The 22,528-nt window shown below is 69.6% G+C and carries 18 protein-coding genes; 2 read left to right on the top strand and 16 right to left on the bottom strand.

Annotated elements, in window-relative coordinates:
• Window position 1: 1 nt before the first annotated feature.
• The 15 genes from recQ to ACWCPM_RS19560 form a co-directional block, all read right to left on the bottom strand.
• On the bottom strand, window positions 2-2,002 hold the full coding sequence (recQ, locus tag ACWCPM_RS19490) for a DNA helicase RecQ (RefSeq protein WP_450977440.1): 2,001 nt from the start codon (window positions 2,000-2,002) through the stop codon (window positions 2-4).
• 202 nt (window positions 2,003-2,204) lie between these two features.
• Window positions 2,205-3,854, bottom strand: a complete 1,650-nt coding sequence (nuoN, locus tag ACWCPM_RS19495; RefSeq protein WP_450977441.1) for an NADH-quinone oxidoreductase subunit NuoN — start codon at window positions 3,852-3,854, stop codon at window positions 2,205-2,207.
• Window positions 3,851-5,422 (bottom strand): NADH-quinone oxidoreductase subunit M, encoded by a 1,572-nt coding sequence (locus tag ACWCPM_RS19500; RefSeq protein WP_450977442.1) that lies wholly within the window; start codon window positions 5,420-5,422, stop codon window positions 3,851-3,853. The genes nuoN and ACWCPM_RS19500 overlap by 4 nt, the downstream gene beginning before the upstream one ends.
• Before the next feature lie 5 nt (window positions 5,423-5,427).
• Window positions 5,428-7,380, bottom strand: coding sequence for an NADH-quinone oxidoreductase subunit L (gene nuoL / locus ACWCPM_RS19505; protein WP_450977443.1), 1,953 nt, complete (start codon window positions 7,378-7,380; stop codon window positions 5,428-5,430).
• 12 nt (window positions 7,381-7,392) lie between these two features.
• A complete protein-coding gene (gene nuoK / locus ACWCPM_RS19510) occupies window positions 7,393-7,692 on the bottom strand; it encodes an NADH-quinone oxidoreductase subunit NuoK (RefSeq protein WP_401436525.1) in 300 nt (99 codons plus the stop codon).
• On the bottom strand, window positions 7,689-8,531 hold the full coding sequence (locus tag ACWCPM_RS19515; protein WP_450977444.1) for an NADH-quinone oxidoreductase subunit J: 843 nt from the start codon (window positions 8,529-8,531) through the stop codon (window positions 7,689-7,691). Before ACWCPM_RS19515 ends, nuoK begins: the two co-directional genes overlap by 4 nt.
• Window positions 8,528-9,169: an NADH-quinone oxidoreductase subunit NuoI gene (nuoI, locus tag ACWCPM_RS19520; RefSeq protein ID WP_450977445.1), complete on the bottom strand. Its 642-nt coding sequence runs from the start codon at window positions 9,167-9,169 to the stop codon at window positions 8,528-8,530. The genes ACWCPM_RS19515 and nuoI overlap by 4 nt, the downstream gene beginning before the upstream one ends.
• Window positions 9,162-10,538, bottom strand: coding sequence for an NADH-quinone oxidoreductase subunit NuoH (gene nuoH / locus ACWCPM_RS19525; protein ID WP_450977446.1), 1,377 nt, complete (start codon window positions 10,536-10,538; stop codon window positions 9,162-9,164). Before nuoH ends, nuoI begins: the two co-directional genes overlap by 8 nt.
• The gene (locus tag ACWCPM_RS19530) at window positions 10,535-13,039 is read right to left on the bottom strand and encodes an NADH-quinone oxidoreductase subunit G (RefSeq protein ID WP_450977447.1); all 2,505 of its coding nucleotides are present in this window, start codon (window positions 13,037-13,039) and stop codon (window positions 10,535-10,537) included. Before ACWCPM_RS19530 ends, nuoH begins: the two co-directional genes overlap by 4 nt.
• On the bottom strand, window positions 13,036-14,385 hold the full coding sequence (gene nuoF, locus ACWCPM_RS19535; RefSeq protein WP_450977448.1) for an NADH-quinone oxidoreductase subunit NuoF: 1,350 nt from the start codon (window positions 14,383-14,385) through the stop codon (window positions 13,036-13,038). The genes ACWCPM_RS19530 and nuoF overlap by 4 nt, the downstream gene beginning before the upstream one ends.
• The gene (nuoE, locus tag ACWCPM_RS19540) at window positions 14,385-15,257 is read right to left on the bottom strand and encodes an NADH-quinone oxidoreductase subunit NuoE (RefSeq protein ID WP_450977449.1); all 873 of its coding nucleotides are present in this window, start codon (window positions 15,255-15,257) and stop codon (window positions 14,385-14,387) included. The genes nuoF and nuoE overlap by 1 nt, the downstream gene beginning before the upstream one ends.
• Window positions 15,254-16,576, bottom strand: coding sequence for an NADH-quinone oxidoreductase subunit D (locus ACWCPM_RS19545; RefSeq protein WP_450977450.1), 1,323 nt, complete (start codon window positions 16,574-16,576; stop codon window positions 15,254-15,256). The genes nuoE and ACWCPM_RS19545 overlap by 4 nt, the downstream gene beginning before the upstream one ends.
• Window positions 16,573-17,322 (bottom strand): NADH-quinone oxidoreductase subunit C, encoded by a 750-nt coding sequence (locus ACWCPM_RS19550; protein ID WP_450977451.1) that lies wholly within the window; start codon window positions 17,320-17,322, stop codon window positions 16,573-16,575. Before ACWCPM_RS19550 ends, ACWCPM_RS19545 begins: the two co-directional genes overlap by 4 nt.
• The gene (locus tag ACWCPM_RS19555; RefSeq protein ID WP_450977452.1) at window positions 17,319-17,873 is read right to left on the bottom strand and encodes a NuoB/complex I 20 kDa subunit family protein; all 555 of its coding nucleotides are present in this window, start codon (window positions 17,871-17,873) and stop codon (window positions 17,319-17,321) included. Before ACWCPM_RS19555 ends, ACWCPM_RS19550 begins: the two co-directional genes overlap by 4 nt.
• 14 nt (window positions 17,874-17,887) lie before the next feature.
• On the bottom strand, window positions 17,888-18,247 hold the full coding sequence (locus ACWCPM_RS19560; RefSeq protein WP_007383963.1) for an NADH-quinone oxidoreductase subunit A: 360 nt from the start codon (window positions 18,245-18,247) through the stop codon (window positions 17,888-17,890).
• A 715-nt stretch (window positions 18,248-18,962) separates the two neighbouring features.
• Between ACWCPM_RS19560 and ACWCPM_RS19565 the strand changes: the two genes are divergently transcribed.
• Window positions 18,963-19,799 carry a C40 family peptidase gene (locus ACWCPM_RS19565; protein ID WP_450977453.1) on the top strand — a complete coding sequence of 279 codons (837 nt, stop codon included), beginning with the start codon at window positions 18,963-18,965 and terminating at the stop codon, window positions 19,797-19,799.
• A gap of 729 nt (window positions 19,800-20,528) precedes the next feature.
• On the opposite strand, the gene ACWCPM_RS19570 is transcribed toward ACWCPM_RS19565, so the two are convergent.
• Window positions 20,529-21,821, bottom strand: a complete 1,293-nt coding sequence (locus ACWCPM_RS19570) for a geranylgeranyl reductase family protein (RefSeq protein WP_450977454.1) — start codon at window positions 21,819-21,821, stop codon at window positions 20,529-20,531.
• A gap of 98 nt (window positions 21,822-21,919) precedes the next feature.
• Here ACWCPM_RS19570 and ACWCPM_RS19575 point away from each other — a divergent pair, with 98 nt between their 5' ends.
• Window positions 21,920-22,426 (top strand): GNAT family N-acetyltransferase, encoded by a 507-nt coding sequence (locus ACWCPM_RS19575; protein ID WP_450977455.1) that lies wholly within the window; start codon window positions 21,920-21,922, stop codon window positions 22,424-22,426.
• Window positions 22,427-22,528: the final 102 nt, after the last annotated feature.

Here is a 22,528-nt window from a genome sequence, read left to right on the forward strand (position 1 = left end):
CCTAGATCCAGTCCTCCGGCTCGGGCTCCGGCTCCGGCTCCGCGTCCGGCTCGGGCCAGTCGTGCGCGTCCTGATGCCCCGCGGGAGCCGGCGCCGTGCCGCTCGCCGCGCCGCTCGATCCGTCCAGGGACACGAGCACCTCCAGCACGCCCTCCCCGTACGTCACCAGCTTCTTCTCGCCGACTCCGCTGATGCCGCCGAGCTCGGCCACCGAACGGGGCCACGCCGTGGCGATCTCGCGCAGGGTGGCGTCATGGAAGATGACGTAGGCCGGGACGCCCTGCTCCCGCGCCTGCTCGGCGCGCCAGGCGCGCAGCGCCTCGAAGGCCGGCAGCAGCTCCTCGGGCAGCTCGGCCACCGCGGCCTTCGCCTTGCGTTCTCCGCGCCCGGAGGACGACGATCCCGCCCGCGAAGTCGGCGCCTTCTTCGGCTCCTTGCGCAGCGGCACCTCCCGCTCCCGCCGCAGCACCCCGCCGCTGGCCTCGGTCAGCGCGAGCGTGCCGTAGTCCCCCTCGACGGCGAGCAGTCCCTGGGCGAGCAACTGCCGGACCACACCCCGCCATTCGCCCTCGCCCAGCTCCTCGCCGATGCCGAACACCGAGAGCTGGTCGTGGTCGAACTGGATCACCTTGGCGGTGCGCTTGCCGAGCAGGATGTCGACGATCTGCACCGCGCCGAACTTCTGCCCCCGCTCCCGCTGCAGGCGCACCACCGTCGACAGGACCTTCTGTGCCGCGACGGTGCCGTCCCAGGTCTCGGGAGGGGTGAGACAGCTGTCGCAGTTGCCGCAGCCGGCCGCGTCCGGCTCCTGGCCGAAGTAGGCGAGCAGCTGGCCTCGGCGGCACTGCGCCGTCTCGCACAGCGCCAGCATCGCGTCCAGGTGCGCGGCCGCCCGCCGCCGGAACGCCTCGTCGCCCTCGCCGGACTGGATCAGCTTCCGCTGCTGGATGACGTCGTTGAGGCCGTACGCCATCCAGGCCGTGCTCGGCAGCCCGTCCCGCCCGGCACGGCCGGTCTCCTGGTAGTACCCCTCCACCGACTTCGGCAGGTCCAGATGGGCCACGAAGCGCACATCGGGCTTGTCGATGCCCATGCCGAAGGCGATCGTCGCCACGACGACCAGCCCGTCCTCCCGCAGGAACCGCGACTGATGTGCCGCTCGCGTACCCGCGTCCAGCCCCGCGTGATACGGCACGGCCTCGACGCCGTTCCTGGTGAGGAACTCGGCCGTCGACTCGACCGACTTCCGCGACAGGCAGTACACGATGCCCGCGTCGCCCGCGTGCTCCTCACTCAGGAAACCGAGCAGCTGCTTCTTGGGGTCCGCCTTCGGCACGATCCGGTACTGGATGTTGGGCCGGTCGAAGCTCGCCTCGAAGTGCCGGGCCGTCGGCATGTCCAGCCGCTGGGTGATCTCCCGGTGGGTGGCCCGCGTGGCGGTCGCCGTCAGGGCGATCCGCGGCACGTCGGGCCAGCGCTCGCCGAGCAGCGACAGCGCCAGGTAGTCGGGCCGGAAGTCGTGCCCCCACTGGGACACGCAGTGCGCCTCGTCGATCGCGAAGACGGAGATCTTCCCGCGCGACAGCAGGTCCAGCGTGGCGTCGAGCCGCAGCCGCTCCGGCGCCAGGTACAGCAGATCCAGCTCACCTGCGAGGAACTCGGCCTCCACCACCCGCCGCTCGTCGAAGTCCTGGGTGGAGTTGACGAACCCCGCCCGCACACCCAGCGCCCGCAGCGCGTCGACCTGGTCCTGCATCAGCGCGATGAGCGGCGACACGACGATGCCCGTACCGGGTCTGACCAGGGCCGGAATCTGGTAGCACAGCGACTTGCCGCCACCGGTCGGCATCAGCACGACGGCGTCGCCACCGGCCACCACATGCTCGATGACCGCCTCCTGCTCCCCACGGAAGGCCTCGTATCCGAACACCTTGCGCAGCGCGCCCAACGCCTCGCTCTCAGCCACCGCCGTCATGGCACCTACCCCGCCTGTCCCACCCATCGCCGTGCCCCCGTACGTCGCATCTCGACCACTGCGTCCACGATAGGCGCCCGGACCGACAGCCCCGAAGTTATCCACAGGCTTCCTCCGGCTCTCCTCTCGCACCGGTCGGACATGCGCCCGCCGTGATCGGCTTCAGGCACCTCGCACAACGGAACGGCCCTCCCCGGTCACCGAGGAGGGCCGCCATGGACGAGAGCCGTCAGCGCACGAAGACTCCCGCGTTCCCCGCCAGCTCCAGGAAGTACTGCGGCGCCACACCCAGTACCAGCGTGACCGCCACGCCCACCCCGATCGCCGTCACCGTCAGCGGCGACGGCACCGCGACCGTCGGGCCCTCCGGCTTCGGGTCGCTGAAGAACATGAGCACGATCACCCGGACGTAGAAGAACGCCGCGATCGCCGACGAGATCACGCCGATCACCACCAGCGGGGCCGCCCCGCCCTCCGCCGCCGCCTTGAACACGGCGAACTTCCCGGCGAACCCGGAGGTCAGCGGGATACCGGCGAAGGCAAGCAGGAAGATCGCGAACACCGCCGCCACCAAGGGCGACCTGCGTCCGAGCCCCGCCCACTTGGACAGGTGCGTCGCCTCACCGCCGGCATCGCGCACCAGCGTGACCACCGCGAACGCCCCGATCGTCACGAACGAGTACGCCAGCAGGTAGAAGAGCACGGAGGACACACCGTCCGGCGTCGTCGCGATGACACCCGCGAGGATGAATCCCGCGTGCGCGATCGACGAGTACGCCAGCAGTCGCTTGATGTCGGTCTGGGTGATCGCGACGATCGCGCCGCCCAGCATGGTGACGATCGCGACGCCCCACATCACCGGCCGCCAGTCCCAGCGCAGGCCGGGCAGCACGACGTACAGGATGCGCAGCAGCGCGCCGAACGCGGCCACCTTCGTCGCGGCGGCCATGAAGCCGGTCACCGGAGTCGGCGCGCCCTGGTACACGTCCGGCGTCCACATGTGGAACGGGACAGCGCCCACCTTGAACAGCAGCCCCATCACGATCAGCGCGGTGCCGAGCAGCAGCAGCACGTCGTTGCCCATGGTGCCGGCGAGGGCGGGGGTGATGTCGGTGAGGGTGCCGTCGACGACCTGCGCGATGGTGCCGTACGCCATCGAGCCGGAGTAGCCGTACAGCATCGCGATCCCGAACAGCGTGAACGCGGAGGCGAACGCGCCGAGCAGGAAGTACTTGACCGCGGCCTCCTGCGACATGAGCCGCTTGCGGCGGGCCAGCGCACACATCAGGTACAGCGGCAGGGAGAAGACCTCGAGCGCCACGAACAGTGTCAGCAGGTCGTTGGCCGCGGGGAAGAGCAGCATCCCGGAGACCGCGAAGAGCAGCAGCGGGAAGACCTCGGTGGTGGTGAAGCCCGCCTTGATCGCGGCCTTCTCGCTGTCGCTGCCGGGCACGGACGCCGCCTGCGCGGCGAAGGAGTCGACCCGGCTGCCGTGCACGGCGGGGTCGAGCCGCCGCTCGGCGAAGGTGAACAGGGCGACCAGCGCGGACAGCAGGATCGTGCCCTGCAGGAACAGGGCCGGTCCGTCGACCGCGACCGCGCCCATCGCCGCGATCTGCGCCTTCGTCGTGCCGTACCCGTCCGCCGCGAGGGCCACGGCCGCCGCGAAACCGGCGGCCAGACCCACGGCGGACACGAACATCTGCGTGTAGTAGCGGGCCTTGCGCGGGACGAACGCCTCGACCAGCACCCCGATGATCGCCGCGCCGAGCACGATCAGCATGGGCGACAGCTGGGCGTACTCGATCTTCGGGGCGTCGATCTTGGCGATCGGGTCCGCCGCGGTTGTCCACAGGCTGTGGACGGCTGTTGCGCTCACTTGGCCGCCTCCACCTCGGGCCGGGGGTCCTTCTTCTGTACGTCGGACATGGTGTGCTCCACCGCCGGGTTGACGATGTCCGTGAGGGGCTTCGGGTAGACACCCAGGAAGATCAGCAACGCGATCAGCGGGGCGACCACCACGAGCTCACGGACCCTGAGGTCCGGCATCGCGGAGACCTCCGGCTTCACCGGGCCCGTCATCGTCCGCTGGTAGAGGACGAGGGTGTAGAGCGCGGCGAGCACGATGCCGAAGGTGGCGATGATGCCGATCACCGGGTAGCGCGCGAACGTGCCCACCAGGACCAGGAATTCACTGACGAAGGGTGCGAGCCCGGGCAGCGACAGGGTCGCCAGGCCGCCGATCAGGAACGTGCCGGCGAGCACCGGGGCGACCTTCTGGACCCCGCCGTAGTCCGCGATGAGCCGCGAGCCGCGACGCGAGATCAGGAAGCCCGCCACCAGCATCAGCGCGGCCGTCGAGATGCCGTGGTTGACCATGTAGAGCGTCGCGCCGGACTGGCCCTGGCTGGTCATCGCGAAGATGCCCATGACGATGAACCCGAAGTGCGAGATCGACGCGTACGCGATCAGGCGCTTCATGTCCCGCTGGCCGACCGCGAGCAGCGCGCCGTACACGATGCTGATCAACGCCAGCACGAGGATCGCGGGCGTCGCCCACTTCGAGGCTTCCGGGAACAGCTGGAGGCAGAAGCGGAGCATCGCGAACGTGCCCACCTTGTCCACGACCGCCGTGATGAGCACGGCGACCGGGGTGGTGGACTCCTGCATGGCGTTGGGCAGCCAGGTGTGCAGCGGCCACAGGGGCGCCTTCACCGCGAAGGCGAAGAAGAAGCCGAGGAACAGCCAGCGTTCGGTGCTGGTCGACATCTCCAGCGAGCCGTTGGCCCGGGCCTCGGCGATCTCCGTGAGCGAGAAGTTCCCGGCGACCACGTAGAGGCCGATCACCGCGGCCAGCATGATCAGACCGCCGGCCAGGTTGTAGAGCAGGAACTTCACCGCGGCGTACGACCGCTGCGTGGACGCCACCTGCTCGCCGTGCTCGTGGGCGCGGTCCCCGAAGCCTCCGATGAGGAAGTACATCGGGATGAGCATGGCCTCGAAGAAGATGTAGAAGAGGAAGACGTCGGTGGCCTCGAAGGAGAGGATCACCATCGCCTCGACCGCCAGGATCAGCGCGAAGAAGCCCTGAGTGGGCCGCCACCGCTTGCTGCCGGTCTCCAGGGGGTCGGCGTCGTGCCAGCCCGCGAGGACGATGAACGGGATCAGCAGCGCCGTGAGCGCGATGAGCGCCACGGCGATTCCGTCGACGCCGAGTTCGTACCGGACACCGAACTCCGCGATCCAGGCGTGCGACTCGGTGAGCTGGTAGCGGTCGCCGCCCGGGTCGAAGCGGACCAGCACCGTGATGGCGAGGGCGAGCGTGGCCAGCGAGACGAGCAGCGCCAGCCACTTGGCGGCGGTGCGTCGCGCGGCCGGGACGGCGGCCGTGGCGATCGCCCCCAGCGCGGGGAGCGCCGCCGTCGCTGTCAGCAGAGGAAAGGACATCGGTATCAGACCGCCCTCATCAGCAGGGTCGCGGCGACGAGAACCGCCGCGCCGCCGAACATCGAGACCGCGTACGACCGCGCGAAGCCGCTCTGCAGCTTGCGCAGCCGCCCGGACAGGCCGCCGACCGAGGCCGCCGTGCCGTTGACGACTCCGTCGACCAGGGTGTGGTCGACGTACACCAGGGACCGGGTCAGGTGCTCGCCGCCACGGACCAGGACGACATGGTTGAAGTCGTCCTGGAGCAGATCGCGACGGGCGGCCCGGGTGAGCAGCGACCCGCGCGGGGCCACGACCGGGACCGGGCGGCGGCCGTACTGCGCGTAGGCGATCGCGACACCGATCACCATGACGGCCACCGTGGACAGCGTGACCGTCAGCGCGCTGACCGGCAGGTGCCCGTGGTCGTAGCCCGTGACCGGCTCGAGCCAGTGCACGAAGCGCTCCCCGATGCTGAAGAAGCCACCCGCGAAGACCGAACCGAAGGCCAGCACGATCATCGGGATCGTCATGGTCCTGGGCGACTCGTGCGGGTGCGGCTCGGCGTGCTCGCCGTGTGCCTGGGCGCCCGGCTCGGCCGTGGTGGCCGTGGCCGTGTGCCTCCAGCGCTCCTCACCGAAGAACGTCATCAGCATCACGCGCGTCATGTAGTACGCCGTGATGGCCGCGCCGAGCAGGGCGCAGGCGCCGAGGATCCAGCCCTCGGTGCCGCCCTTGGCGAACGCCGCCTCGATGATCTTGTCCTTGGAGAAGAAGCCGGACAGGCCGGGGAAGCCGATGATCGCCAGGTAGCCGAGGCCGAAGGTGACGAAGGTGATCGGCATGTACTTGCGCAGGCCGCCGTACTTGCGCATGTCGACCTCGTCGTTCATGCCGTGCATGACCGAACCGGCACCGAGGAAGAGCCCGGCCTTGAAGAAGCCGTGCGTCACCAGGTGCATGATCGCGAAGGCGTAGCCGATGGGGCCGAGGCCGGCGGCGAGGACCATGTAGCCGATCTGCGACATCGTCGAGCCGGCCAGCGCCTTCTTGATGTCGTCCTTGGCGCAACCGACGATCGCACCGAACAGGAGCGTGACCGCTCCGACGATCGCGACGACCAGCTGGGCGTCGGGCGCGCCGTTGAAGAGGGCGCCGGAGCGGACGATCAGGTACACGCCCGCCGTCACCATCGTCGCGGCGTGGATCAGGGCCGAGACCGGTGTCGGGCCCTCCATCGCGTCCCCGAGCCAGGACTGCAGCGGCACCTGGGCGGACTTGCCGCACGCGGCGAGCAGCAGCATCAGGCCGATCGCGGTGAGCATGCCCTCGGAGGCGTCACCGACGAGACCCGGCTCGCCGTGGCCGCCGAGCACCGGCCCGAACGCGAACGTGCCGAAGGTCGTGAACATCAGCATGATCGCGATCGACAGGCCGACGTCGCCGACGCGGTTGACCAGGAACGCCTTCTTCGCGGCGGTGGCGGCGCTCGGCTTGTGCTGCCAGAAGCCGATCAGCAGATAGGAGGCGAGACCGACGCCTTCCCAGCCGACGTACAGCAGGAGGTAGTTGTCGGCGAGGACGAGCAGCAGCATCGCCGCGAGGAACAGGTTCAGGTAGCCGAAGAAGCGGCGGCGCCGCTCGTCGTGCTCCATGTACCCGATCGAGTACAGGTGGATCAGCGAGCCGACGCCGCTGATCAGCAGGACGAACGTCATCGACAGCTGGTCGAGCTGGAAGGCGACGTCGGCCTGGAAGCCTTCGACGGGGATCCAGCTGAACAGGTGCTGTGTCAGCGTCCGTTCTTCCGCGCCCTTGCCCAGCATGCCGGCGAAGAGCACCGCGCCCAGGACGAAGGAGACGAACGCGAGGGCCGTGCCGATCCAGTGGCCGACGGCGTCGAGCCGCCGGCCGCCGCACAGCAGGACGGCCGCTCCGAGCAGGGGCGCCGCGATCAGCAGCGCAATCAGGTTCTCCACTGCAGCGACCCCTTAGAGCTTCATCAGGCTGGCGTCGTCGACCGAGGCCGAGTGGCGGGCGCGGAACAGCGACACGATGATCGCGAGACCGACCACGACCTCCGCCGCGGCGACGACCATCGTGAAGAACGCGATGATCTGGCCGTCGAGATTGCCGTGCATCCGGGAGAAGGCGACGAACGCGAGGTTGCAGGCGTTGAGCATCAGCTCGATGCACATGAACAGCACGATCGCGTTCCGCCGGATCAGCACGCCGGTCGCGCCGATCGTGAACAGCAGAGCGGCGAGGTAGAGGTAGTTGACGGGGTTCACTTCGACGCCTCCTCGGTCCGCTTGAACGTCGGCGGATCGATCTCGTCCCGCTCCAGCCGGTCCTGAGAGCGCTGTTCGAGAGCCCGCAGGTCGTCGAGCGCCTCGGTGGAGACGTCCCGGATCTGTCCGCGCTCGCGCAGCGTCCTGCTGACCGTGAGGTCGGACGGGGTGCCGTCGGGCAGCAGGCCCGCGATGTTCACCGCGTTGTGCCGCGCGTACACACCGGGCGCCGGCAGCGGCGGCAGGTGCTTGCCCTCGCGGACGCGCTCCTCGGCCAGCTCGCGCTGGGTCTTGGCGCGCTCGGTGCGCTCGCGGTGGGTGAGCACCATGGCGCCGACCGCGGCCGTGATCAGCAGGGCCCCGGTGAGTTCGAACGCGAAGACGTACTTGGTGAAGATGAGGGCGGCGAGGCCCTCCACGTTGCCCCCGGCGTTCGCCTGGCCGATGCCGTTGAACTCGGTCAGCGAGGCGTTGCCGATGCCCCCGACGAGCAGCGCACCGAAGCCCAGGCCGCAGAGCAGGGCCAGCCAGCGCTGGCCCTTGATGGTCTCCTTCAGGGAGTCCGCCGCCGTGACACCGACCAGCATCACCACGAACAGGAACAGCATCATGATCGCGCCGGTGTAGACGACGATCTGCACGATGCCCAGGAAGTAGGCGCCGTTGGCGAGGTAGAACACCGCCAGGACGATCATCGTGCCGGCCAGGCAGAGGGCGCTGTGCACGGCCTTCTTCATGAAGACGGTGCACAGGGCGCCGATCACCGCGACCGTGCCGAGGATCCAGAACTGGACGGCCTCGCCGGTGGAGGTGGTGTAGGCGGCGAGCTGCGCGGTCATCGTCCGACCACCTTCTCCGAGGCGGTTTCGCCGTCACCGGGGGCCGAGGCCGCGTCCTCGGGCTTCTCGCCCTCGGAGACGGCGACCTGAGGCACCGTACCGGGCGCGGCCTCCGTCACCAGGCCCCGGTAGTAGTCCTGCTCGTCCATCCCGGGGTAGATGGCGTGCGGCGAGTCGACCATGCCCTCTTCGAGGCCGGCCAGCAGCTGCTCCTTGGTGTAGATGAGGTTGGCGCGGCTGGAGTCGGCGAGCTCGAACTCGTTCGTCATCGTCAGCGCGCGCGTGGGGCACGCCTCGATGCACAGGCCGCACAGGATGCAGCGGGCGTAATTGATCTGGTACACCCGCCCGTACCGCTCACCCGGCGAGTAGCGCTCCTCCTCCGTGTTGTCCGCGCCCTCCACGTAGATGGCGTCGGCGGGGCAGGCCCAGGCGCACAGCTCGCAACCGACGCACTTCTCCAGGCCGTCCGGATGGCGGTTGAGCTGGTGCCGTCCGTGGAACCGTGGGGCCGTGGTCTTCTGCTGCTCCGGGTACTGCTCGGTCAGCCGCTTCTTGAACATGGCCTTGAAGGTCACGCCGAAGCCGGCCACGGGGTTCTGGAAACCGGGCTTGGTCTCCTTGGGTTCCTCAGCCATCGGACGCCTCCTTTCCATCCGTAGATCCACCCAGAGATCCGTCACTCTGAGTATCGGGCCCACCACTGACAATCAGCTCACGCTCACGGCTCGAGCGGCGCCTCGGCACCGGCGGCAGCTCCTGTCCGGGCAGCGGCGGCACCGGGAATCCACCGGCCATCGGGTCGAACGCGGGCTGCTCGGCGGGCGGTTGTGCCGACCTGGAGCGGTCGCGGAAGAAGTCCACGACGAACGAGAGCAGCAGCAGGGCGAGGACTCCGCCACCCACGTAGAGCGCGATGTCGGCGAAGGCGTAGTTCTCGTTGCGCAGCGTCCGCACGGTCGCGACCAGCATCAGCCAGACCACGGAGACCGGGATCAGGACCTTCCAGCCGAGCTTCATCAGCTGGTCGTAGCGGACGCGCGGGAGCGTGCCGCGCAGCCAGATGAAGAAGAACAGCAGCAGCTGCACCTTGACGACGAACCAGAGCATCGGCCACCAGCCGTGGTTGGCGCCCTCCCAGAAGGTGCTGATCGGCCACGGGGCCCGCCAGCCGCCCAGGAAGAGCGTCACGGACACGGCCGAGACGGTCACCATGTTGACGTACTCGGCGAGCATGAACATCGCGAACTTGATCGACGAGTACTCGGTGTTGAACCCGCCGACGAGGTCGCCCTCGGACTCCGGCATGTCGAACGGCGCGCGGTTGGTCTCGCCGATCATCGTCACGATGTAGATCACGAAGGAGACCGGCAGCAGGACCACGAACCAGCGGTCCGCCTGCGCCTCGACGATCGCCGACGTCGACATCGAGCCCGAGTAGAGGAACACCGACGCGAAGGCGGCGCCCATGGCGATCTCGTAGGAGATCATCTGCGCGCAGGAGCGCAGACCGCCGAGCAGCGGATACGTGGAACCGGAGCTCCACCCCGCGAGCACGATGCCGTAGATGCCGACCGAGGCCACCGCGAGGACGTACAGCATCGCGATCGGCAGGTCGGTCAGCTGCATCGTGGTGCGCTGCCCGAAGATCGAGATCTCGTTGCCGGCCGGACCGAACGGGATCACCGCGATCGCCATGAACGCCGGGATGGCCGCGATGATCGGCGCGAGGACGTAGACGACCTTGTCCGCGCGCTTGACGATGAGGTCTTCCTTGAGCATCAGCTTGATGCCGTCGGCGAGCGACTGGAGCATGCCCCAGGGGCCGTGCCGGTTGGGGCCGATGCGCAGCTGCATCCAGGCGACGACCTTGCGCTCCCAGACGATGGAGAACAGCACGGTCACCATCAGGAAGGCGAAGCAGAACACCGCCTTGATCGCGACCAGCCACCACGGGTCGCGGCCGAACATGGAGAGGTCTTCAGCGGCGACGAAGTACGGGCTCATGCCTCCACCTCCTCGGTGGCCTCACCGGCGGGCGTCGCCGGGCCGATGCGGACGAGCGAGCCGGGCAGCGCCCCGGTGTCGGAGGCGACGCCCCCGCCCGCGGAGTTCAGCGGCAGCCAGACCACCCGGTCCGGCATCTCGGTGACCTGGAGCGGCAGCCGGACCGTGCCGGCGGAGCCGGTCACGGCGAGCACATCGCCGTCCTTGACGCCCGCCTCGGCGGCCGTGGCGGACGACAAGCGCACGCGTGCGGCGTGCCGTGTCCCGGCCAGCGCCTCGTCGCCCTCCTGGAGCCGGCCCTGGTCGAGCAGCAGCCGGTGACCGGCCAGTACGGCCTCGCCGGCCGCGGGCCGAGGCAGCGCTCCCGCGGTCTCCACGGGATCGGTGGCCTGGGGCCCGCCCCAGGCACCGAGCCGGTCCAGCTCCGCGCGCGCGGTCCGCAGATCCGGCAGACCCAGGTGGACGTCCATGGCGTCGGCCAGCATCTGCAGCACGCGCGCGTCGGTGGGCGCGAGGCGGCGGCTCATCTGGTCGGGCTTGAGCGCGGCGTCGAAGGAGCGCACCCTGCCCTCCCAGTTGAGGAACGCGCCCGCCTTCTCGGCCACCGCGGCGACCGGCAGGACCACGTCGGCGAGCCGCGTGACCTCACTGGGCCGCAGTTCGAGCGAGACCAGGAAGCCGACCTCGCCGAGCGCCTCACGCGCGCGCGTGGGGTCCGGAAGGTCCGCGACCTCGACACCGGCCACCAGCAGCGCCTGGAGTTCGCCGCTCGCCGCGGCCTCGACGATCTGACCGGTGTCCCGGCCGTAGCGCATCGGGAGTTCGGCGACGCCCCACGCGCTCGCGACCTCGTCCCGCGCGCGCGGGTCGGTCGCCGGGCGTCCGCCCGGCAGCAGCGACGGCAGGGCACCCGCCTCGATCGCACCGCGTTCCCCGGCCCGCCGCGGAATCCACACCAGCCGCGCGCCGGTCGCGGACGCGGCCCGTACGGCGGCGGTGAGGCCACCGGCGACGCCGGCCAGCCGCTCACCCACGACGATCACGGCGCCCTCGGCGCGCAGCGCCTCGGCGGCCACCGCACCGTCGTCCTCCAGGCCGGCGCCGCCCGCGAGCGCGTCCAGCCACTCGGTCTCGGTGCCGGGGGCGGCCGGCAGCAGCGTGCCGCCCGCCTTCTCCAGGCCGCGCGTGCTGTGCGTGGCGAGCGAGAACACCTTCTGCCCGTGCTTGCGCCAGGCCTTGCGCAGCCGCAGGAAGACGCCGGGCGCCTCCTCCTCCGACTCGAACCCGGCCAGCAGGACGGCGGGCGCCTTCTCCAGGAGCGTGTACGTGACGCCCGTACCGTCGAGGTCGCGGCCGCGTCCGGCGACCCGCGCGGCGAGGAAGTCGGACTCCTCACCGCTGTGCACGCGCGCGCGGAAGTCGATGTCGTTGGTGTCGAGGGCCACCCGCGCGAACTTGCTGTACGCGTACGCGTCCTCGACGGTGAGCCGGCCACCGGTGAGCACGCCGGTGCGCCCGCGCGAGGCGAGCAGCCCCTGAGCGGCGATCTGCAGCGCCTCCGGCCAGGAGGCGGGCTCCAGCTCACCCTCGGCGTTGCGCAGCAGCGGTGTCTCCAGGCGGTCCTTCACCTGCGCGTAGCGGAACGCGAAGCGTCCCTTGTCGCACATCCACTCCTCGTTGACCTCGGGGTCGTTCGCCGCGAGGCGCCGCATGACCTTGCCGCGGCGGTGGTCGGTGCGGGTGGCGCAGCCGCCGGAGCAGTGCTCGCACACGCTCGGCGAGGAGACCAGGTCGAACGGGCGGGAGCGGAACCGGTACGCGGCCGAGGTCAGCGCGCCGACCGGGCAGATCTGGATCGTGTTGCCGGAGAAGTACGACTCGAAGGGGTCGCCCTCGCCGGTGCCCACCTGCTGCAGCGCGCCGCGTTCCAGCAGCTCGATCATCGGGTCGCCCGCGACCTGGTTGGAGAAGCGGGTGCAGCGCGCGCACAGCACGCACCGCTCACGGTCCAGCAGCACCTGCGTGGAGATCGGCACCGGCTTCGCGAAGGTGCGCTTGCGGCCCTCGAACCTCGACTCGGCGTTGCCGTGGGACATCGCCTGGTTCTGCAGCGGGCACTCACCGCCCTTGTCGCAGACCGGGCAGTCCAGCGGGTGGTTGATGAGCAGCAGCTCCATCACACCGTGCTGCGCCTTCTCGGCGACCGGCGAGGTCAGCTGGGTCTTGACCACCATCCCGTCGGTGCAGGTGATGGTGCAGGACGCCATCGGCTTGCGCTGGCCCTCGACGTCGACGATGCACTGGCGGCAGGCACCGACCGGGTCGAGGAGGGGATGGTCGCAGAACCGCGGGATCTCGATGCCGAGCTGTTCGGCGGCCCGGATGACCAGGGTGCCCTTGGGGACGCTGATCTCGGCGCCGTCGATCGTCAGCGTGACGAGGTCCTCCGGTGGTACGGCCGCCTCTCCCCCACCGGAGGGAGCGCTCGTGGTCACAGTCATGCGTTCACCTCCGTACGGTGGTCGGCCCAGGCCGTCGACCTGGCCGGGTCGAACGGGCAGCCACGGCCCGTGATGTGCTGCTCGTACTCGTCGCGGAAGTACTGGAGCGAGGAGTAGATCGGCGAGGCGGCGCCGTCGCCGAGGGCGCAGAAGGACTTGCCGTTGATGTTGTCGGCGATGTCGGCCAGCTTGTCGAGGTCGCTCATCGCGCCCTTGCCGGCCTCGATGTCCCGGAGCAACTGCACGAGCCAGTACGTTCCTTCACGGCAGGGCGTGCACTTGCCGCAGGACTCGTGGGCGTAGAACTCGGTCCAGCGGGTCACGGCGCGCACGACGCAGGTCGTCTCGTCGAAGCACTGCAGGGCCTTGGTGCCGAGCATGGAACCCGCGGCGCCCACCCCTTCGTAGTCGAGGGGGACGTCGAGGTGCTCGTCGGTGAGCAGCGGCGTCGAGGACCCGCCCGGCGTCCAGAACTTCAGCCGGTGGCCGGGCCGCATCCCGCCGCTCATGTCGAGGAGCTGGCGCAGGGTGATCCCGAGCGGCGCCTCGTACTGGCCGGGACTCGCGACGTGACCGCTGAGCGAGTAGAGCGTGAAGCCGGGCGACTTCTCGCTCCCCATCGACCTGAACCATTCCTTGCCGTTCTTCAGGATGGCGGGAACAGAGGCGATCGATTCGACGTTGTTCACCACAGTGGGGCACGCGTAGAGGCCCGCGACGGCAGGGAAGGGGGGACGGAGCCGCGGTTGGCCCCGGCGGCCTTCGAGCGAGTCGAGCAGCGCGGTTTCCTCACCGCAGATGTACGCGCCGGCGCCGGCGTGCACGGTGATGTCTAGGTCCATCCCGCTGCCCAGGATGTTCTCGCCGAGGTAGCCCGCCGCGTACGCCTCCGCGACGGCCGCGTGCAGTCGCCGCAGAACGGGGACGACCTCACCCCGCAGATAGATGAAGGCGTGCGACGACCTGATGGCGTAACACGCGATGATCATGCCCTCGATGAGGCTGTGCGGGTTCGCGAAGAGGAGCGGGATGTCCTTGCACGTCCCGGGTTCCGATTCGTCGGCGTTGACCACCAGATAGTGCGGCTTTCCATCCCCCTGGGGAATGAACTGCCACTTCATCCCGGTCGGGAATCCCGCGCCGCCGCGGCCGCGCAGCCCGGATTCCTTGACGTACGCGATGAGGTCGTCGGGCGTCATCGCGAGCGCCTTGCGGAGCCCCTCGTACCCGTCGTGCCTCCGGTAGACGTCCAGGGTCCAGGACCCCTCCTCGTCCCAGAAGGACGACAGCACGGGTGCCAGCAGCTTCTCGGGGCTGGTGTCCTTGAGCTCGGGTGCCAACGTCATCACTCCCCCTCCTCGGCGACAGGCCCTGCCGGGTGGGAGGGGTCGGACGCCGATGTCTTCTGCGGTGCGTCGTGCGAACCGAGGTGCTCCGCCGGTGACGGCTCGTGGACCGCCCCGTCGTGCGGCTCCTCGTGCGGACCGCCCTCCCGCGGATGGACCACGCGCGCGGGTGCGGCCTCTCCCCTGGCGAGGCGGAGGCCCACCAGCGACGCGGGTCCCGCTCCGCCCGTGGCCTCGACGGCGCCCTCCCGCTCGTCGGGGAAGCCCGCCAGGATCCGGGCGGTCTCCTTGAACGTGCACAGCGGCGCCCCGCGCGTCGGCTCGACCCGCTCTCCCGCGCGCAGGTCGTCCACCAGGCGCTTCGCGCTCTGCACGGTCTGGTTGTCGAAGAACTCCCAGTTGACCATCACGACCGGCGCGAAGTCGCAGGCCGCGTTGCACTCGATGTGCTCCAGCGTGACCTTGCCGTCGTCGGTGGTGCCGCCGTTGCCGAGGCCGAGGTGCTCCTGCAGCGCCTCGAAGATCGCGTCACCGCCCATCACCGCGCAGAGGGTGTTGGTGCACACACCCACCTGGTAGTCGCCGCTCGGCCTGCGCCGGTACATGGAGTAGAAGGTGGCGACGGCCGTGACCTCGGCCGTGGTCAGGCCGAGCACGTCCGCGCAGAACCGCATACCCGTGCGCGTGACATGGCCCTCCTCCGCCTGCACGAGGTGCAGCAGGGGCAGCAGCGCGGAGCGGGAGTCGGGGTAGCGGGCGATGACCTCGCGCGCGTCCCCCTCCAGCCGGGCCCGGACGTCGTCCGGGTAGTCGGGCGCGGGCAGTTCCGGCATGCCCAGGCTGACGCCCCGCTCCGAAGAAGAGGTGGTCACCGGTCGACGCCTCCCATCACGGGGTCGATGGACGCGACGGCGACGATGACGTCGGCCACCTGGCCGCCCTCGCACATCGCCGCCATGGCCTGCAGATTGGTGAAGGACGGGTCACGGAAGTGGACCCGGAAGGGACGGGTGCCGCCGTCGGACACGGCGTGCACCCCCAGCTCGCCCTTGGGCGACTCGACCGCCGTGTACGCCTGCCCCGGCGGGACGCGGAAGCCCTCGGTCACGAGCTTGAAGTGGTGGATCAGGGCCTCCATGGAGGTGCCCATGATCTTCTTGATGTGGTCCAGCGAATTGCCCAGTCCGTCCGGGCCCAGGGCGAGCTGGGCGGGCCAGGCGATCTTCTTGTCGCCGACCATGACCGGCCCGGGCTTCAGCCGGTCCAGGCACTGCTCGACGATCCTGAGCGACTGGCGCATCTCCTCCAGACGGATGAGGAAACGGCCGTAGGAGTCGCAGGTGTCGGCGGTCGGCACCTCGAAGTCGTACGTCTCGTAGCCGCAGTACGGCTGGGACTTGCGCAGGTCGTGCGGCAGTCCGGTGGCGCGCAGGATCGGGCCGGTGGCGCCGAGGGCCATGCAGCCGGCCAGGTCGAGATAGCCGATGTCCTGCATACGGGCCTTGAAGATGGGGTTCCCGGTGGCGAGCTTGTCGTACTCCGGGAGGTTCTTCTTCATCTTCTTCACGAACTCGCGGATCTGGTCCACCGCGCCGGGCGGCAGGTCCTGGGCGAGTCCGCCGGGGCGGATGTACGCGTGGTTCATCCGCAGGCCCGTGATGAGCTCGTAGATGTCGAGAATCATTTCACGATCGCGGAATCCGTAGATCATGATCGTGGTGGCGCCGAGCTCCATGCCGCCGGTGGCGATGCACACCAGATGCGAGGAGAGCCGGTTCAGCTCCATCAGGAGCACCCGGATGATCGTGGCCCGGTCGGGGATCTCGTCCTCGATGCCGAGAAGCTTCTCGACGGCGAGGCAGTAGCCGGTCTCGTTGAAGAAGGACGTCAGGTAATCCATGCGCGTGACGAAGGTGGTGCCCTGCGTCCACGTCCGGAATTCCAGGTTCTTCTCGATGCCGGTGTGCAGGTAGCCGATGCCGCACCGGGCCTCGGTGACCGTCTCGCCCTCGATCTCCAGGATCAGGCGGAGCACGCCGTGGGTGGAGGGGTGCTGGGGCCCCATGTTGACGACGATGCGCTCGTCGTCGGCGCGGGCCGCGGACTGGACGACCTCGTCCCAGTCGCCACCGGTGACCGTATATACGGCGCCCTCGGTGGTCTCACGCGGAGTTGCGTGCTGCGTGCTCATGAGTACGACCTCCGCTGGTCCGGAGCCGGGATCTGGGCGCCCTTGTACTCGACGGCGATGCCGCCGAGGGGGTAGTCCTTGCGCTGCGGGTGGCCCTGCCAGTCGTCCGGCATCATGATCCGCGTCAGGGCCGGGTGACCTTCGAAGACGATCCCGAAGAAGTCGTAGGTCTCGCGCTCGTGCCAGTCGTTGGTGGGGTAGACGGCGACCAGCGACGGGATGCGGGGGTCGCTGTCCGGGGCGCTGACCTCGAGGCGGATCAGCCTGTTGTGGGTGATCGACCGCAGGTGGTAGACGGCGTGGAGCTCGCGGCCCTTGTCGCTGGGGTAGTGGACCCCGCTGACGCCGGTGCACAGCTCGAAGCGCAGCGCCGGGTCGTCGCGCAGGGTGCGGGCGACGCGGACCAGGTGCTCGCGCTCGATGTGGAAGGTGACCTCGCCCCGGTCGACGACCGTCTTCTCCACGGCGTTCTCGGGGAGCAGTCCCTGTTCCTCCAGGGCGCCCTCCAGCTCGTCGGCGACCTCGTCGAACCAGCCGCCGTAGGGGCGGGTGGCCGGTCCGGGCAGCCGGACCGAGCGGACCAGGCCGCCGTAGCCGGAGGTGTCGCCGCCGTTGGCGGCGCCGAACATGCCGCGCTGCACGCGGATCTCCTCGCCGCCCTGGCCGCGCTGACCCGGGAGGTTGGAGGAGGAGAGGTCCTTCTCGGGGTTGACGCCGTCCGACGCCCCGCTGTTCGCGTCGCTCATCGCAGCAGCCCCTTCATCTCGATCATGGGCAGGGCCTTGAGCGCCGCTTCCTCGGCCTCCCGGGCCGCGTCCTCGGCGTTCACGCCGAGCTTGGAGCCCTGGATCTTCTGATGGAGCTTGAGGATGGCGTCCAACAGCATCTCCGGCCGTGGCGGGCAGCCGGGGAGATAGATGTCGACCGGGACGATGTGGTCGACGCCCTGGACGATGGCGTAGTTGTTGAACATGCCGCCGGAGGAGGCGCACACCCCCATGGAGATCACCCACTTGGGGTTCGGCATCTGGTCGTAGACCTGCCGCAGCACCGGCGCCATCTTCTGGCTGACCCGGCCGGCCACGATCATCAGGTCCGCCTGGCGGGGCGATCCGCGGAAGACCTCCATGCCGAAGCGCGCCAGGTCGTAGCGGCCGGCGCCGGTGGTCATCATCTCGATGGCACAGCAGGCGAGGCCGAACGTGGCGGGGAAGACGGACGCCTTGCGTACCCAGCCCGCGGCCTGCTCGACGGTGGTCAGCAGGAATCCGCTCGGCAGCTTTTCTTCGAGTCCCATGACTTAAAGGCCCCTCAGTCCCATTCCAGGCCGCCGCGCCGCCACACGTACGCGTAGGCGACGAAGACGGTGAGCACGAAGAGCAGCATCTCCACGAGCCCGAACACACCCAGGGCGTCGAAGGTGACGGCCCACGGGTAGAGGAAGACGATCTCGATGTCGAAGACGATGAAGAGCATCGCCGTCAGGTAGTACTTGATGGGGAAGCGCCCGCCGCCGGCCGGCGTGGGGGTCGGCTCGATGCCGCATTCATAGGCTTCGAGCTTGGCGCGGTTGTACCGCTTCGGACCGATCAGCGTGGCCATGACCACGGAGAAGATCGCAAAGCCTGCCCCGAGGGCTCCCAGTACGAGGATGGGCGCATACGCGTTCACCGCTCCTCGCTCCTCTCAGTCGGCACTGACTGCTGGCGGTGGTGCACGGGCTCACATCCGCCTCACGCGTCCCACGAGCCCCGCTCGTCCCGGCGAAGATCGAGAACATGTGAAGCAGGTCACAAGCCCAACTGCCTCGCATCTTATGCCTGCCGCTCTGTGATCTGCGACACGGGGTATTACACAAGCTTTGTGATCTCTGCCACCTGACGATGGATCATGAAGTCGGATGATCGGCGATCTTCGCACTTGAGGCGTTCAAGTGATCACCTGTGGTGACATTTCCGCTAGTCAGCACAGTTCGGAAGGGGCGTCTCCATATCAAGAGACTTCCCCTGCATGCAAATTGGAGCGGGTCGCCACGGCCTGATAGTGGGACGCGTTCACACATCAGGGGGAGTCCGGAACGAGGTGTGGACGCGTGCGCGCGTTCACGAACTCGGCGACGTCGGCCTCCCCGCGCCGGACGCACCGGCTCCGGTAACCGTTCCGTGACCTCCGCCACATTCACGAGGGGCCCATGAGAAGCGGGCTTGGCCATCCGCCCCAACCGGTGGTAGGACGCGGGCAATTCGGGCGTAATGATGAAAGCCCGTGATCACAGGCTTGATGACGGACGTCCGCAATGTCCGTTACGGCGTCAATAAGGTGCGGCACTCCAAAGATTCAGGCCGCCGATTGAACAACTGTGGCGGACCACACGTTCCTTGAAGGTATGGAGGAGCCCCTGATACCGGTTATTCCCATGTCCCACACCGCCCACATACGTAGCCACCGGAAGCCCCGCCAGCGCAGCGCCTCGACGATGGCGATGCGCGCCGGAGTTGCCGGTGGCATCCTCAGCACCGTGGCCGTCGCCGGCACGTCGGCCTCGGCATTCGCCGCCGAGCCGGTGACGCAGACGATCGAGCTGCCCACTCTCACGGCCGACCTGTCGGCACAGGTCGCCCAGTCCGCGGACGCCACGCAGCTGGCCGCCGCGAACTACGAGCTGCAGGCCGAGCGTGACGCGGCCGCCGCACAGGCCGCCAAGGAGGCCAAGGCCGACCTGGCCGTGGCCAAGAAGAAGGCGGAGGCCCGCAAGAAGGCCGCCGAGGAGGCGCGCCAGGCCGCCGCGGAGCGCGCCTCGCGCGACGCCGAGCGGGCGACGCTGTCGACGGCCTCCACGGCCTCCGACGCCGTCAGCGTGCCGTCCGGCGGCAGCGTCGCAACCGTCATCGCCTTCCTTCAGGCCCAGGTGGGCGACGCCTACGTGCTGGGCGCCAGCGGCCCCAACGCCTGGGACTGCTCCAGCCTGGTCCAGGCGGCGTTCAAGCAGGTCGGCGTCGACCTGCCGCGCGTGTCGCAGGACCAGTCGATGGTCGGCACGGACGTCTCGCTGTCGAACCTCCAGGTCGGCGACATCCTGTACTGGGGCGGCAAGGGCTCGGCGTACCACGTGGGTGTGTACGTCGGGAACGGCCAGTACCTGGACGCGGCCAACCCCTCGAAGGGCGTCGTCGTCCAGGACCTCTCCGGCTACCCGGCGTCGGGTGCGGTGCGCGTCCTCTGACGCGAACGCGCCGCACCATCCCTACACAAAAGGCGCATTGAGGTACGGATGGGCCGCAACCTCCAGAGGCAGCGGCCCGTCCGTACCTTCGTCCGTATCGCGTCCGCGCCCCTTCATGCCCCGCCTGACCTCGTCCGCGTGCGCGGACGACGCCGGCCGAGGTCGAAGGTGTCGCGCGGGCCGAGCCGGTGACGCGGGGCTTCGGCGCGCCCGGGGGCTCCCGCTCCGCCGGCCGGTACGGCTCCCGGAGACGACAGCACCCCGCAGGCGAATTGTCCGCTTCGGGCAGGGTATTGACCGGCGAGCCGGGCGGATTCGTCGGCACCCTCCATGCCGGCGGCGTCGACGTCCGTGCGGACGTGGCCGCACGCCGCTCCAGGCCGTCGGTGAAGCGGCGGGGCACCTCAGGGCCGCCGCGCCCTCCAAAAGCGATGCCGAATCCCGGGCACATGTCAGCCCGAGAAGCCTGAGACCGCGCCTTCGCCACCGCCCCCCACGGCCGTGGACCTGCGCCTCGGCGAGGTACGGCTCACCGTTGGGCGCGTGCCACCCTGGCTCCTCACGCCGCTGACGACGGCGACGGGTTCGGGTATCGCGTGGTGGACGATCCGCTGACCGGACGCCGCCCCGGGTGCCGAGCCCGATGTCCGGCCCACCGATCGTGGCCCACGGCGAGAACGACCTCGCACCACGGGCCACAACCGGGCTCGCGCCATCCGGCCCGAACGATCACGAACGCGGGGCCACCTTGCTCAGCCCGTTGATGATGCGGTCCATCGCGTCGCCGCCCGTGGGGTCGGTCAGGTTGGCGAGCATCTTCAGCGTGAACTTCATCAGGACGGGGTGCGTCAGACCGCGCTGGGCGGCGATCTTCATCACCTTCGGGTTGCCGATGAGCTTCACGAAGGCCCGGCCCAGCGTGTAGTAGCCGCCGTAGGTGTCCTTCAGGACGCGCGGGTAGCGCTGGAGGGCGAGTTCGCGACCCGCGGGGGTCGAGCGGGCGTGCGCCTGGACGATGACGTCGGCCGCGATCTGGCCGGATTCCATGGCGTAGGCGATGCCCTCGCCGTTGAAGGGGTTCACCAGGCCGCCGGCGTCGCCGACGAGCAGCAGGCCCCGGGTGTAGTGCGGCTGGCGGTTGAAGGCCATGGGCAGGGCGGCGCCGCGGATCGGGCCTGTCATGTTCTCCGGGGTGTAGCCCCAGTCCTCGGGCATGGAGGCGCACCAGGCCTTGAGGACCTCGCGCCAGTCCAGCTCCTTGAAGGAGTCGGAGGTGTTGAGCACGCCGAGGCCGACGTTCGAGGTGCCGTCGCCCATGCCGAAGACCCAGCCGTAGCCGGGCAGCAGCCGGTCCTCGCCGGGCCCCCGGCGGTCCCACAGCTCCAGCCAGGACTCCAGGTAGTCGTCGTCGTGGCGCGGGGAGGTGAAGTACGTGCGGACCGCGACGCCCATCGGGCGGTCCTCACGGCGGTGCAGGCCCATCGCGAGCGAGAGGCGGGTCGAGTTGCCGTCGGCGGCCACGACCAGCGGCGCGTGGAAGGTGACCTCGCGCTTCTCTCCCGTGTCACCGAGCTTGGCGTGCACCCCGGTGATGTGTCCGGTGCGCTCGTCCACGATCGGCGCGCCGACGTTGCAGCGCTCGTACAGGCGCGCGCCCGCCTTCTGCGCCTGCCGGGCGAGCTGCTCGTCGAAGTCGTCGCGCTTGCGGACGAGTCCGTAGTCGGGGAAGGAGGCGAGATCCGGCCAGTCCAGCTGCAGCCGCACGCCCCCGCCGATGATCCGGAGCCCCTTGTTGCGCAGCCAGCCGGCCTCCTCCGAGATGTCGACGCCCATCGCCACGAGCTGCTTGACGGCGCGCGGGGTGAGCCCGTCGCCGCAGACCTTCTCGCGCGGGAACTCGGTCTTCTCCAGGAGCAGTACGTCCAGCCCGGCCTTCGCGAGGTGGTAGGCCGTCGCCGAGCCGGCCGGGCCCGCGCCCACCACGATCACATCGGCGGTGTTGTCCGTCAGAGACTCGGCCACGGCGGGATCTCCCCAAGTTCGAAATCTGTGTGCCGACCGGCACTGGACATGGGCAGTCTATTCAGCAGAATTGATCAACCCGCCGAAGGGATACCCCCGTGAACCGAGCTCTCCCCGTGGTACGGCTGCGTGTCCCCACCGACGAGGACGCGGTGGCCTGGCACCGGGTGTTCGACGACCCGGACGTCATGGAGTTCCACGGCGGCCGGGCCGCCGAGTTGTCCGTCTACGAGGAGCTCACCGCCCGCCAGCGCAGGCACGACGCCGAACTGGGCTTCTGCCTGTGGACCGTGCTCGACTCCGACGACCGGGTCCTCGGCTTCACCGGCGCCCAGCCGTGGCCGCGGGAATGGGGCCCGAAGGGCGAGATCGAGATCGGCTGGCGGCTCGGCCGGGAGCACTGGGGCAAGGGATACGCCACCGCGGCCGCGCGGACGACCCTGGAACGGCTGCGCACGGCGGGCGTCGGCAGTGTGGTGGCCATGGTCGGCGCGGGCAACACCCGGTCGATCGCGGTCACCGAGAGACTCGGTATGCGCCGCGCCGAGACCTTCAGCAGCCCCGGGACGGACAAGTCGGGACACTGTTTCCGACTGGACCTGTGACGAAGAACGGTGACAGAGGGTAATAGTCGGCTACAGAAAGCCACTTGACGCTTCCGGATGACACCCCCGGGCGGTTACGCTGCCAGTACCTCTGGGGGTGAC

This window comes from Streptomyces sp. NPDC002309 (genome assembly GCF_053593375.1).